7 protein-coding genes are annotated in these 14134 nt (G+C 50.2%); 2 read left to right on the top strand and 5 right to left on the bottom strand.

Annotation, left to right across the window (positions count from 1 at the left end):
• Positions 1 to 176: 176 nt before the first annotated feature.
• The 4 genes from ACGHTT_RS11830 to ACGHTT_RS11815 are packed head-to-tail and all read right to left on the bottom strand — an operon-like array spanning position 177 to position 9322.
• Complete coding sequence (locus tag ACGHTT_RS11830; RefSeq protein ID WP_390590768.1) at positions 177 to 4550, bottom strand: PKD domain-containing protein; 4374 nt, start codon at positions 4548 to 4550, stop codon at positions 177 to 179.
• Positions 4551 to 4596: 46 nt separating this feature from the next.
• Positions 4597 to 6072, bottom strand: coding sequence for an autotransporter outer membrane beta-barrel domain-containing protein (locus tag ACGHTT_RS11825; RefSeq protein WP_390590767.1), 1476 nt, complete (start codon positions 6070 to 6072; stop codon positions 4597 to 4599).
• 41 nt (positions 6073 to 6113) lie between these two features.
• Positions 6114 to 7778, bottom strand: coding sequence for a caspase family protein (locus ACGHTT_RS11820; protein WP_390590766.1), 1665 nt, complete (start codon positions 7776 to 7778; stop codon positions 6114 to 6116).
• Positions 7779 to 7810: 32 nt separating this feature from the next.
• Positions 7811 to 9322, bottom strand: coding sequence for a serine/threonine-protein kinase (locus tag ACGHTT_RS11815; RefSeq protein ID WP_390590765.1), 1512 nt, complete (start codon positions 9320 to 9322; stop codon positions 7811 to 7813).
• A gap of 830 nt (positions 9323 to 10152) precedes the next feature.
• Here ACGHTT_RS11815 and ACGHTT_RS11810 point away from each other — a divergent pair.
• Positions 10153 to 11742, top strand: coding sequence for an ABC-F family ATPase (locus tag ACGHTT_RS11810; RefSeq protein WP_390590763.1), 1590 nt, complete (start codon positions 10153 to 10155; stop codon positions 11740 to 11742).
• 21 nt (positions 11743 to 11763) lie between these two features.
• Here the strand turns inward: ACGHTT_RS11810 and ACGHTT_RS11805 are convergent, their stop codons facing one another.
• Complete coding sequence (locus ACGHTT_RS11805) at positions 11764 to 12597, bottom strand: substrate-binding periplasmic protein (RefSeq protein WP_390590762.1); 834 nt, start codon at positions 12595 to 12597, stop codon at positions 11764 to 11766.
• 345 nt (positions 12598 to 12942) lie between these two features.
• On the opposite strand from ACGHTT_RS11805, the gene ACGHTT_RS11800 reads away from it, so the two are divergent.
• Entirely contained in the window at positions 12943 to 14130 is a 1188-nt protein-coding gene (locus ACGHTT_RS11800) for an acetyl-CoA C-acyltransferase family protein (protein WP_390590761.1), read from the top strand.
• Positions 14131 to 14134: the final 4 nt, after the last annotated feature.

Genomic DNA, 14134 nt, shown 5'->3' with positions numbered 1-14134 from the left:
TGGATCCCATCTCATTGAGCTTTTGCTGCTGTCATTGTTGAACTGCATCGAAACATATGGCGCTTGTAAGTGCCTTATTTATTTCTGGTTGAATCGCTATGGTTCCTACGGGAGCCATCACAAGCCCCCAGTTTTGTTCTGCTGGGGGCCTATGATGGTAATTTCAGCTTGCCGGCTTAGTCATACTGGTTGGCAAACCAAGTCTGCACTAAGGGCGCTTCATTTGCATTCAGCGATAAACCTGTCATAGCGGCATTACAGCTTGGCAAATTGTTAGTTTGAATGCAGCTTACCGTGAAGCGGCTCCTGAGTGCCGCTGCGCTGTCGCCTGAGTGACAGCCGGCGTTAGCACAGCTCAGGCGCGCTGCCGGCCCGGGTAGAATGTCATTATTGTAAGAGACGCCGGTGGCCAGAGAGGTTGTGTTCGAAGAGGACAAACCGTTGGCCGTGGCAGTGGCGGTAATAGTGTAATTACTGTAGCTGCTAAGACCGGTTAGGTCGCGTTGCACGGTGCTGCTAGCGTCCGCAAAAGACAGAGGCGTTGGCGTGGTTGCGGCGCCTCCGAGAATGCGAGTGCCGCTAGCACTGAGCTGATAGGTGACGCTATCGCCGCTGACCTGAGGCCAGCTGACTCTTAGGGTGTCGTGGGCACTGGCGTCTGAAGCCGCTGCAATGTTCTCTGCAGTTGGCGTCGGAGCGAGTGGGTAGGTGGCGCCACTGGCAGCGCCACTCGCTGCCGATGTGTTACCACCGGCAATCGCTTGCACGGTATAGCTATACAGCGTGCCGCTGAAACGCCCTGAATCCACATAAAAAGTGTTTGCCACGTTGCTCGCTATCAGGCCCGTACCGGTGCGGTAGACGTTATAACCGCTGATATTGTTGCCGCTGGCGGCAGTCCACGTGAGGCGAGTTTCAGTAAAGCGATTGCCGCCGGTGTTGGGTGCGACCGTCAGGCCTGCCGGCGCATTGGGAAAGGTGGTGGCACTGGTGGCGGCAAAGGTGATGGAGTCCTCGCCGTTCACTGTGGCGCCGATCCGGAAGTTGTAATTATTGCCCGCACTTAGACCTGTGGTGACGCTAAAGCTGTTGGTGCTCGGGGCTGCAATTTGCACATAGTTGGCGTCGCTTTGGTTGCTGAGTTTGCGATAAATTTTGTAGGCGCTGGCATTGGTAACGGCGTTCCAGCTCAAGTTTATTTGCGTGCCACTGATGGCTGTGGCGCTAGCGCTACTGGGTGGTAGAGGCTTGGCTGTGTTGCTCACAGTATTCGAGGCATTTGACTCTTGTCCCGATGCGTCCGTGGCTGTGGCTGTGTAGTCGTACGCGATACCTGCCACCACGGTCGAGTCCACATAGGGCCCGGTGTTGGAAATTGCATTGGCTAAGGTGGTTTTTACGCCGTTGTTTTCGCGATAGATACTGTAACTAATGGGGTTGCTAGCACCGGTAGGCGCATCCCAAACCAAACTGATTTGACCAAATACACTGTTGTCTCCGGTTAAATTGAGAGGTGTTAGAGCGACGGTTCGGGTGTTGGCCACGGTGGATGGATTTGATTCAAAGGTGTTAAACACAGTGCTCACTGAATAGCTGAAATCGGTGTCGTGGACGAGGGGGCTATCGCTGTAGCTGGTGTTAGTGGTGTTTGCAATGGCGATGCCATCGCGATAAATCCGGTAGCCGGTAGGCGTGATGTCAGTGGGCGCGTCCCAATCGAGATCAATGGTGTAGGTGTTACTTGCGAGATTAGGCGCAGCTGTGAGTCCAGAGGGAGCAAGGGTTCCGCTATTAGTTGTATCTATCCGGATGTGGCCATAGCCAGCTTGTGGCGAGCTGCTGCAGCCAACATCGGTTGTGGAAGGGCTGGCATTCACATCAATCAGGCTGTAACTAATGAGATCAACACCGCGCACAAAGGGGTTGTTAAGTTGGTAGTTCAGGCGAGCTAGGTCTGGGTCAATAGTGACGCTACCCAAGCTGCCGTTCAGTGTATTGGCCAGGGTGACATTGCCGTCGCCAAGTTGATTTACGGTCAGTTGGCTAACGACGGCAATACCATTAAGCGCGCCGGATTCGGTTAAAGCACTGCTATCAGCGCTCAAGCAAGGGGCAATAGGCGCTCGATCGGCACTGCTGATGACCTGAGTGTCTTGAGCTTCTACCCCGTATTCGTTGCTCACGGTTAGCACTAGAGCGTAACTCTCTCCCGGCAAATCAGGGCTGAAGCTCGTTGTTGTCCCTGTGGTGGAAGAGAGGGCGGCAAGAGAGTTAGCAGGCGCCGTTAGGGACCAAGCATACGTTTGTGGAAACAGGCTGGTGCCGGCGACAAGCTCCACGGTGTCTTCGATGGTTGGATTGATCTCGCTGGCGGTAAATCTTGCCACGGGCGCACCGGGTGCCGAGGGTGTTGTCTTGCCTAAGCCTTCTAAGTGGTTGCGCAATGCGTCTGCACCGCTGGCGTTGCCGCCCCAGAATCTGTCCATCGTTAAGCGAGCCATGGGCATAACACCCTGCTCGAACACATAGGTTATCAGGTTATCGTTGTTGATAAATTCGTCGTAGTCATCGAAGTTAGTGTCGGCATCTTCAAGTTGTACGTGGCAAATACGGCAGTTACGGGCAAACGACTGATGGTAGAGTTCGGGTTCGGCCTCCCAGCCAGGCTGTATATAATTACCGTTAAAGTTGTTATCCGGTAATTGGTCCACGGCAAGCTCTTGCGTTTCGTCGCCATACCAACCATGAATCAGTTGAATGGCAGCAGCGTGACGTACAGGGTTATCTTTGTAGGTTGCCAGAGCACCTAAGTTTAGGTTTCTAAGTGCGTCTTCCTGTGATTCGCGACTGTATTTTTTTAACGTGTCTGCGGTAAATTTGCTCGCATCCAATGTCGATTCTACTAAGGCGGGATTCTCAGCCGAGGCAAATAGCAGTGAGTCTAAATCCCAAGGCATGAAGGTGGCATCGAGATCGGCCTGTGCTACATCGGTAAATTGCGAGCCTTCTTGATAGCTCTGATGGCATGCCGTGCAAACACCGGGCAAGAATTTTTCCCCGCGGCCATCGAAATTCATGCTTGCCGATCTAATGTAGTCACCGGTGCGTTCGTCGGGTACGAAGGCATAAAATTTTACAATTTTTGCATTGGCACCGTTGATGTCGGGATTGTCGCTATATTCCATGGCAACAATGGCAAAGTCTTGCCTGCCGTCTAGCCCCGCCTCGACCGTTGGGTAGTTGGTTACGTAACTATAAACATTGCCCATGCCGTCTTTACGCAACCACATATCGCGGCCAAAGCCCAAATCGTAGTTGTTTAAATAGAGCGCGTGAGTAATGTTAGGATCATCGATGGCTTTTCCGTCTGCATCGGTAAAGCCCGCGTATGTTGACCATTGGCTAAACGAAGAAAACTGTCCGCTCGGATCGAGCAGTGCGTAATAGTTATTCGCAGAAATGGCATTTTCAAGACCGAGTTCTGCCAGTAATCTATCCATGTGAAGGGTGGTAGAAAAGAGGCCCTGAGCGGATGAAACAACCGTATTTTGGATGCGTTGATGTTTTCTTGCGACCGTAGCTGTGTTTACGCTTGTGCTGGTTGCCGTCATGTGCGCTTGCGCCAACATTGCCGGTTGAATAGACGCTAGATCAATAATGTCGCCATCGGCGTTGAGCGCAAAGAGTTCAAAATTGACTGCCGGCGTGCCTTGCAGAACCATTTCGATGGTTAGATAAGCAGTGCCAATCTGGTGAATATCTAGCCGTCTGTCTCGTTGTTCGGTTTCAAAATGCTTATTAATGTCGTCAATATTCAGTAAAACTAAATCGATATCCAAACGAGGGTTTCTTTCCTCGACAAGGGGGTCGTAATTGGTTGCGGGGTTGAAATTTTCAGGAAATTTTGACCTTAGCTCTTGGCTGTCTACAACGATGTTATCCATGACCCCTAGGCGATTTAGCCAATGCGCTCTCGTGATGACCTCGACTGAGAAGCTTTGCTCCGAAGGCCCTGTGTTTTCACCGCCACTGAGTGCTGCGAGTAGTGTTAATTTACTTTTAGGCGTGTTGGGGTGCGACAGAAAGCGATTGGCATCGTTAACGGCTTGTATATCAATTTCAATTTCATCGGTGTCGGTGTTACCGTTGGCGTCGGTAATGCTGAGTTGAAATCGAAGTTCCGCAGTGTCGCCTAAGGCTGGGGCGTCAAATGCGACTGCGTTAGAGGTTCGCTCTACGAGGGTAACTGTTTGCCCGGAAAGTTGTGTCCAGTTGTAGGTTAAGATGGGCGCATAATCGCTATAGCTGTCTTTGCCTGTTAATACAATTTGGCTATTCGCCCTTGCTTGATAACGCTTAGTCGTAGGTGTCGATATGTTTTCAATGGTCAAGGCGCTGGCGATAGCTACAGGCGGTCTTTTATCATCTTGGTTGCTGGCGTAGCCACCGCTGCCACCACCACCGCAAGCGGTGATGTGCGAGAGCGTGAAAAGAAAAGCCGCTGACATAAAGAGGCGCTTTGCAATGGTTGTGACTATTGGCTGATTCATGATTGATAAGTTTCCGTAAACTGGAATTAATGAGCGTCTTCAGTGACTAAAATTCGTAGCGTATACCACCGGCAATTATTTTCTGACTGTAGTCGCCTACATCAATAATTTCTCGGTAGTTTAAAAAGGCTTGGATGCCGCCGCTGGCTGGCGCATCCAGGGTTTTTTGACTGGCGCCACGGAGTACCGCCGCTAAACCGATACCGTAAATTTTATAATCGCTATCGGGTGTGTTTGTCGGTAGCGAGAAGCGGGCGTTGTCGGTGATCACTGATGACGCGTTGGCGTAAATCGCGTCGATATAGCGATCGTCGGTTTCTTGTTGAGAAAATGATTGAAGGTTTACGTAGGGCAGAAAAACACCATAGGACGTACTGAATACATATTGAGCTTTAAGTGAAAATACAGTTTCTAACGATTTGATAGTCTGTTCCAGAACGAGGAAGTTAAAACCGTCGTTTTGTAAGTCTTTTTCGGTGTAATCGCTAATGCTTACGTGCTGATAGTTGACGCCTACCGATGGTTCGATGGTAAAGGCGTCGGTAATGCTGAAGCTATAGCCGCCAGCCCAATTTGCAAGCCAGGTAGAGGCGCTATTTGAACTGATGGCGACGGTATTTACGCTGCCAACATTGGGGTTTAATGAGGGATATCTTATGCTGCGTTCAGTGTCGAAGTCACTTTTTTGGTAACCGGCTGATAAATTCGTAAACCAATGTTCATCTTGATAGAGCACAAAAGGTAGAATCGACCAGCCATCCATGTTGACCCCACCATCCACAATACTCAGTGATGAATCGAAATTGATCTCCTGGGTTTGGTAGCCAATAAGTCCACCAACCACCCAATTGTCGTTAATTCGATAGTCCACACCGCCGTTGATGTCTGAACCGTCAAAGTCGAAGGCATCTTCCCGCTGGGTTGGATCTTGGTTGCCGTAGGTGTAACTGCCATTTAAAAAACCGCCCCAGCGCGACCAAGCGTCGCTGGCGTTAATGTCGTCGCCAGCGTTTAGGCCGGAAGACATGGCGATGTTGTTTTGCTGCGGATTTGTCCAGTTGGCAATTGAAAAACCTGATGCGCCGCTGCGCAAGGCCGTTATTCTGGATGAAAGATTGGAAAGCTGACCGCCAGCAAAGCTATTTGTCATAGATTCTTGTGATGAGAATTCTTCGCCCGCGGTCCAGCGCAGCGAAAACCCAAGCCCTTCGAGATCGAGATCTAAACTAAATTGCGTTGGACCGGAATCGATAAGTTCATTGGCCGTATGAACCAGTTCGCGCACGTTTTGCCAGACTAGGAATGTGCTCGCGGTACAGCTTTCTGTAGGTTCTCGATCCTGATCGTTACAACCTTGTTGCTTCAGCTCGTCGTAGGTGTTTTGATTGGTAATCGCCGCCAACTCTTCCAGCTCGCTCTGAAATTGACCTTGTAAATCGCTTAGGTCAGCGAGAGTGGAAGCGCTGAGAGCGGCACCCAAGGTGAGTGTCGTAACGTGTAAGATTGCAGTTGTCGTTTTCATCGGTTTAACCTTTCCGTTTTCTCGCGTTCTACGTCGACTTTTTAAGATTTAGTGGGGATAAAGAAAAAATCACCCACTTCGTGGCCCGCACCTTTAATGGTTTTATATTCGGGTGTCTGGCTGAACTTGACAGCTTTAGCTGACTTGCTGACCTCAGCTTTTAACTGCAGGAATAATTCAGGCGCAGAAAAAATGTCGTTGTTTGAGTTCAAGGCTTTTAGGAACGCTTGGGTGAATATAGAATGACCTGTGTTAACGCTATCTAGCACAGGGTTGTCGCCACCTGAGGTGAGTAATAATCTCGAGCGCTTGTCGGCTTTGTAAGCAATGTATTCATCGGTGTATTTGCCATCTGCACCCATCATGAGAAACCCGGGCGCGCTAGACAAAAGGCCTGAATAGCAAGAGTCGGCCACCACCAACACACGTTTTGCTTTAAATCGCGCTAGGTGGCGAGTAACAAATTCATTGGCAACCCAGTAAGTATCACGTGGTGGTGCTTCGGCATTTGTTGGCAGCCAATAGCCGGCTTCTACATCGCCAGAGGCTAAGCGCGCACCGTGACCGGCGTAGAAGATGAGAAGGTTGTCATTTTCCGTTAGTTTCTCGTTGATATTATTTATGGCTTCCATAACGCCAACATCATCCGCGTTTATGACCTTTGTGACGTTAAAGTTGTAACGTTTAGTCAGTGTTTCGGCGATGGCATTAATGTCGTTGATTGGTGTTTCAAGGCTATTGATTTTCTCATAGTTTTGGACGCCAATAACCAGCGCATAAAACTTTCCAAAATTAATATTTTTAAGTGACACATCCGATGTGTTGCCGATGGATTCTACGTGGCCCGAAACTTTGCCATTTTGTGTTGCAGCTGTGGGTGTGCGCACCACCAATTGATCGGCGCGTGGGTACAAGGTTACTTTTTGTTGCGCAGTTTTTGCCTCTTGCTCTAATTGGGAGACAATAGCATTGAGTTCTTGGATTTGGCCTTTCAGTTCGCTGTTGTTGGCTTTGACGAGGCTGGCGTTAAGGTCGGCAATTTGGTTTTTCATCGCCTTAATTTGAAGGTTTTTACTGCGAATTTCTTTGTTTAAGGCCTCGGTAATTTCCGTTTGTTGTTTCGTGACGCTGGATTGAAACACTAAGTCATCTTTGGGCAATCCCCATGCCTGACGATACCAGTCTAGGGCGGCGATCTGATCCTTTTCAACGCCCAAACCTTGTTCGTAGAGTGTGCCAATATTGAATTGACCGCGCTTGTTGCCTTGGTCTGCTGCTTTTTTATACCAAATGGCGGCTGCTTGGTAGTTGGGTGAGCCACCGGCGCCTTTCTCGAAAATTTCACCGACATTCACTTGCGCTTCTGCATCGCCTTGTTCTGCCGCAGGTAGCCAAACAGCTAAGGCGGTTTTGAGATCGGCTCGATCATAGGCGACATACTCACCGCCGCGGGTCTGGCACTCTGCCGCGGTGAGCGTAGCGGGTCGGCGTGGTGTCATGTAGGGCGTATTACCTAGCATGCGGGTTTGTCCTGGGAGAGAACAATCCACGACCTGAAGTTCGGCGATGCGGGCAGTGCGTTGTTCTGTGGCCGACATATTGCTTTTGTCGCCGGCCGATGAGGCGCAGGCAACAAGGCCGATTGCGACCAGTGGGTAGGTGATGAGGCTAAAAGCCGAGCTTAGGTAGGTCGATGTGTTTTTCACGTTAATCTCCATATCATTTTTCCGTTAGATCGCTACAGCGTTTTCGTTAATTTTTCCAGCAGCGGTTTGTAGTGATCGTTTCTTTGTATAAATTCATATTGCCCGATTTGCTCTAGTTGGCTGATTAAATAGTCGCGCTCTTCGCCGGCTTGCAGACCTTTTGATGTGGTCTCAATCGCGCTGAGAATGCCAGCGGTGTAGTCTTCTACGTCATCGTTGCTTGGGTGTACGGCGTACACTTTTTCTAAATAAATAATCGCGCCATTGTAATCTTTAAATGACAAAGCTTGTTTGGCGTTGGCTAGATTTGTGGTCACTAGAATTTGTTGTGCTTCGGGCAATTCCGACAAGGGCACTTTATCGCTGACAGAGTCAATAATATAGGCGTTGGCAATGAGTAGGGCCGCCACAATCGTTCCGGCGATAGAGAGGCGTTGGAACCCTTTTTCGGCCCAGTTTAGCTGAGATAGAAATTGGCTGACACTTTGGGTTCGGTTGTTCTTGTGTAGCGCTATGGCGTTATTAAGTAAACGGCTATAAAGAAATCCTGGTGGTTTTAAATAGCTCGGCTTGAGTTTTTCTTCTTTAACCTCGGGTGCATATCGGCTCTGATAGGGGTGTTTGCCAGTGAGTAATTCAGCGGCAATTAAGCCGAGCGCATAGATGTCGTCCCTTGGGTCTGGCGGCTGGCGCTCAAACATTTCGAGGCTAGCATATTTTGGTGTGATGGCATTTAAGTTGCCAGCATCAAAACTGTCTTTATTGCGCTCGTCGTTAAAGGCGCGGGCGATGCCGAAGTCCAAAACTTTGACTTGGCCTGACCGGGTGTAAAAAATGTTGCCCGGCTTTAAGTCCGAGTGCACGATGCCTTTAGAATGTGCGTACTCCAACGCGAGTGCAATTTCCCTAACCGCTTTAATAGATGCCTTCTTATCTAAAACAACGTCTGTTTTGCCTTTTAAAATATCATCGAGTGGGTGGCCGTCCAGCACTTCCATGGTCATGAAAATGGTGTCGTTGTCTCGGTCGAAATCATAAACAGTGATGATATTGGGGTGCGCGAGTGACTGGGTTTTTTTCGTTTCGCGCTGCAGCGATTTAAACGCATCGGCGTGCTTGGAAAATTCGTGTGACAGCAATTTAATCGCAACATGCGGTTGCTGGTCTTCAGCTTCTACTTTGCGTAAATCCACCGCTTTACAGACGATGCCCATGCCGCCTTGGCCAAGCACTTTTTCAATAATGAAACGTTCTTTAATGACGTCGCCACCGACCGCATAGGGTACATGTAAGGTGTTGGTTAGCGGGTTTAGTGTTTGTGTTTGGTTGCCGGTTTGCGTTGGCGAGGCGGTTTCAGTTGGTCGAGGGGGCGCGCTTCGAGCGACGGTTTTATCATTTCTTTCTTCGGCGGTGGTGTTTCCTCGCACCGGCGCGGACGGTTTGTTTGCGACAATTACCGTTGCCTCATCCTGTTGGCGACGAGAAATCACCGTTTTGTCGTCGACCTGATCGGCGGATGGGTTAACTGGCTCAACTTTTGGCATTGGCTCTGCTCTATTCCTTGTTTTAACGACCCAGCGATTATGTTGCCAGCCGTCATTGCTCAAATGTAACACCGCCTTCGCGCGCTTACAGCTTGAAGGCGGTGCTATTTTACCGAGCTTCGACTCAGTTTACTTTTTTCTTATCACTTAAAGTTTAACGCCGAGGTTGCTGCAACTCTTGTTGGTACGACCGAACCAGTGTGGGTTGGCGTTGATCGTGGTGTTCTTGCTGTTGCCACTTTGCATTTTACCCTGTTGCTATGACGCGATTGTACGTCGACAGCTGGTAAAATCTGACCCTCAATAGGGCTAAAACAAACTTTATCACCACTCTTCAGAAAGGTGGTTAAGCCGTTATTACCATTTACCAGGGTGCTATTAGCCGATGCTCGCTCAACTCGCTTCCAGGGTTGCTGTTGCTAAGTTATTGGTGCGTGATGACTCGATACCTACGTTGGTCAACAGAAACGAAAGACCCTTCACCGCGATCCTTGCTCGGTCCTAATTACATCCTTCTCGGTCTTTCGCTTTTTTGCGCACACGACCTTGCCTGCTTATTGTTCGGGTTAGCCTCACATTAGCCTGTTTCTGTGGGAGCAACCTACCTATACGGCACGCTGTGACTAGACCTAGCGCTGCGCTGCGTTGGCTAGGGGACCTATCGTTGAAATGCTTGTGCACCGCATTTCATGGCGCTGGCGGCCAATTGCCCTAGATAAGCCGGTTTCAGTGTTGTGAGGTGGTGGTCTGTGGCATAATGCGCCGCTTATTTTTTGCCCCAGTTGAGTGGCTTACCCATTATTCACCTTTTCTGACTTTGGATTTTTACTGTGTTATCGACTGCAAATATCACCATGCAATTCGGCGCCAAGCCGCTTTTTGAAGATGTCTCTGTAAAGTTTGGCGAAGGTAATCGCTATGGGTTAATCGGCGCCAATGGCTGCGGCAAGTCGACCTTCATGAAAATCCTCGGCGGTGATTTGGAGCCCTCGGCAGGCAGCGTATCGAAAGACCCCAATGAGCGCATTGGTAAGCTCAAGCAGGATCAGTTCGCCTACGAAGAATTTTCGGTGATCGACACGGTCATCATGGGGCACACAGAGCTGTGGGCGATCAAATCTGAACGCGATGCTATCTACGCCAACCCAGACATGACGGAAGCAGACGGTATTCGCGCTGCTGAGTTGGAGTCTGAGTTTGCCGAGATGGATGGCTATACCGCTGAATCGCGGGCCGGTGAATTGCTCATTGGCGTCGGTATTGCGGTGGAGCAGCATTACGGCCTGATGAGCGAAGTGGCGCCAGGTTGGAAGCTGCGCGTGCTGTTGGCGCAGGCACTGTTTTCTGAGCCCGATATCATGTTGCTCGATGAGCCGACCAACAACTTGGATATCAACGCCATTCGCTGGTTGGAAGGTGTATTGAACCAGCGTAATTGCACCATGATAATTATTTCGCACGATCGCCATTTTTTAAACAGCGTGTGCACGCACATGGCAGATCTCGATTACGGTGAACTGCGGGTTTACCACGGCAATTACGATGAGTATATGACTGCCGCCACTCAAGCGACAGAGCGCTTGCAGGCCGATAACGCCAAGAAAAAGGCGCAAATTGCCGACCTTAAAGCCTTCGTTAGTCGCTTCTCGGCCAACGCGTCTAAGTCCAAGCAGGCCACCTCGCGCGCCAAGCAGATAGATAAAATTAAGCTGGAAGAGGTTAAGCCCTCTAGCCGCCAGAGCCCCTACATCCGCTTCGAGCAAGAAAAGAAACTACACCGCTTGGCCCTTGAAGTGCATGGCTTGGCGAAAGAATACGATGAGAAGTTATTTAGAGATTTAGACCTCACAGTAGAAGTAGGTGAGCGCATTGCCATTATTGGGCCTAACGGTATTGGTAAGTCGACCCTGTTGAAGTGTTTAGTGGGTGAAGTCCCGGCGAACGACGGTACGATCAAGTGGTCTGAGAATGCCAATATTGGCTACTACGCTCAGGATCATGCGCGCGATTTTAAAGATCCAAAAACCTTGGTGGATTGGATGAATCAGTGGGGTCAGGAAGGTGACGACGAACAAGTTATTCGCGGCACACTCGGCCGGCTTTTGTTTTCTCAACACGATATCGCCAAAAAAGTCGATGTGATTTCTGGTGGTGAGCAGGGCCGTATGCTATTCGGCAAATTAATGCTGCAAAAGCCCAATATCATGCTGCTCGATGAACCCACGAACCACTTGGATATGGAATCTATTGAGTCGCTCAACTTGGCCTTAGATAACTACGCAGGCACCCTCATGTTTGTCAGCCACGACCGCGAGTTTGTGTCTTCATTGGCCACCCGAATTATCGAATTAACACCGAATGGTATCGTCGATTTTCATGGCACTTACGATGATTACTTACGCAGTCAAGGCATGAGCTAAGCGGATAGGCAGGTCTTTATCTTAGTACTTTGATTCTAGGGTAAAGACTTTTCTCTTATGCTGATTGAACTCTTCGTTGCCGCGGCGGAAAGCGGGAATGCTGTTAAGTAACGCATCGAAACTGCCATCGGCCTGAGCTATCTTCAGGCCTCGCTCAAGTCGATCTGCCAGCGCTTTATTATCCTTGCGAACGAAGAAATAGAAGGGTGCTGGGTAGTAGAGCATGAGTGTTTTCTCTATGGTTAAGCCCATATCTGGGTGTTGCTCTAAGTCGTACCAAGCTTCAAATAATCCACGCGAGAAAAAATCGAAGCGCTTGGCTGCCAGCATTTTAAACAGCGATTCATAATAAATGGAGGTCGCGATATTAAAACCGTTGTTGCTGAGCAATTTAGCATCCGGCCAGTGCCCGCCGACACCCGCGCGCAGTGTTTTTAAATCTTCCAACGTCGCTATGCGATTGAACCTAGGTTGCTCATCGGCGTTTATCAGCAGTACTTTGTAATCGGCCAATTCACGCAATAACGATATTGGAACAGGGCGAAAGTTTTGTTCGCGGCTGGTACTGGTACTGGTCCAGACTACATCGATGCCGTCGCCTTTATCTAATTTTGACAGTATACGCGCCGAGGACAGCACCAGAGGGTGATAGCTGGTTTCAAAGGGGCCGTCGCTGGCGATGGTTTTACTGAGCGCAAGGTTGAGCAGCGGAAAGAAAAAATCTGTGTCGGCGGTTGTTGCCACATCGCGGGTAGGGACTACAATTTTTGCCGTTACGGTTGCGTCAGTCGCATTTGCATCACCCGCTATTGTTAGTAATAAGCCGAGCAATATGGCGGTTAGATGTGGCCCCAAGTTGATACCTCTGGTTAGCGCTGTTTAGGAAAATTATATTAATAAAATCAGGATCTTAACTATAACCTATCGCGGTTTGTGAAGACATCGACCATGGATGTGCCGGCGCTTGGCAGGTGTGACTGGTGGGTGTTTACAATGTCACTAGACGCGCCCGTGAGCTACCTACGATGGTCGCGTGGCGCCGCACCGCGATTGCGGTGATCATTGGACATTGTGCTTGCACCTGTGGGGGTTGGCAGGGCGGCTCAGGTAGCGAATAAGTGTTTCAAACAAATGTTTTATTTGGCAAAATAGAATCTAACTCGTGGCATTAACTGTGTAATCAATTTAGAGGAATCGGATATGAGCCAGCGTGAAGTGGTAGTTTTAAGTGGTGTACGCACCGCAATTGGTACATTTGGCGGTAGTTTAAAAGATATTGCCCCAACAGATCTCGCTGGCCAAGTAGTTGCCGAGGCGGTAAAACGCGCCGGTGTTAAACCCGAGGCCATAGGCCATTGTGTGATTGGCAATGTGACCCATTCCGATCGTCGCGACATGTACATGAGCCGTGTCGCTGGCATTAAAGGTGGTCTGCCCGAAACCACGCCAGCGGTGACTGTAAATCGCCTGTGTGGATCGGGCTTACAGGCATTGGTCAGTGCCAGCCAGTTAATTCTTTTGGGCGATTGCGACGCCGTTGTTACCGGTGGCGCCGAGTCTATGAGCCGTGTGCCTTATTGGTTGCCTCAGGCGCGTTTCGGTGCACGTATGGGCGACGGTGCCATGGTAGATGCCATGACCGGTGCGCTGACATGCCCCATTAACGATGTGCACATGGGTATTACCGCTGAAAACGTAGCCGAAAAGTGGGGCGTTAGCCGTGAAGATCAAGACGCGCTAGCGGTAGAGAGTCACCAGCGTGCCGCCCGCGCTACGGCCGAAGGTCGCTTCGCGTCGCAAATTCTGCCCGTCGAGTTGAAAACCCGCAAAGGCGTGGTGAGCTTCGAACACGATGAGCACGTGCGCGCCGATGCCACGCTCGAAGGCATGGCCAAGCTGCGCCCCGTGTTCAAGAAGGATGGCACGGTTACCGCAGGAAATGCCTCGGGTTTAAATGATGCGGCTGCAGCCATGGTATTGATGGAGCGTGGTGAAGCGGAAAAGCAAGGCTTGAAGCCCATGGCGCGTTTGGTGGGGTATAGCTTTGCCGGTGTCGAGCCTGAGTACATGGGTATAGGCCCCGTGCCGGCTGTGAAGAAGTTGTTGGCTGCCCATAAATTGTCAGTGGTCGATATCGATGTCTGGGAAGTGAACGAAGCCTTCGCCGCGCAAGCCATTGCCGTGGCGCGCGATCTCGATATTCCCGCTGAAAAACTGAACCCCAACGGTTCCGGTATTTCTCTCGGCCACCCCATTGGCGCAACCGGTGCTGTCATTACGGTAAAAGCCTTGTACGAATTACAGCGTACTCAAAGCCGCTATGCAGTTGTGACCATGTGTATTGGCGGCGGTCAGGGCATTGCGGCACTGTTTGAGCGGATGTCATAACGCT

The sequence above is a fragment of the Simiduia litorea genome, from assembly GCF_042853465.1.
GTDB lineage: Bacteria > Pseudomonadota > Gammaproteobacteria > Pseudomonadales > Cellvibrionaceae > Simiduia > Simiduia litorea.
Note: the sequence above shows the minus strand (reverse complement) of the source record. Positions and strands in the feature narration are given on the sequence as shown.

Coding starts and splice junctions, on each gene's coding strand:
- ACGHTT_RS11830 (WP_390590768.1), bottom strand. CDS start 4,550: ATGAATCAGCCAATAGTCACAACCATTGCAAAGCGCCTCTTTATGTCA.
- ACGHTT_RS11825 (WP_390590767.1), bottom strand. CDS start 6,072: ATGAAAACGACAACTGCAATCTTACACGTTACGACACTCACCTTGGGT.
- ACGHTT_RS11815 (WP_390590765.1), bottom strand. CDS start 9,322: ATGCCAAAAGTTGAGCCAGTTAACCCATCCGCCGATCAGGTCGACGAC.
- ACGHTT_RS11800 (WP_390590761.1), top strand. CDS start 12,943: ATGAGCCAGCGTGAAGTGGTAGTTTTAAGTGGTGTACGCACCGCAATT.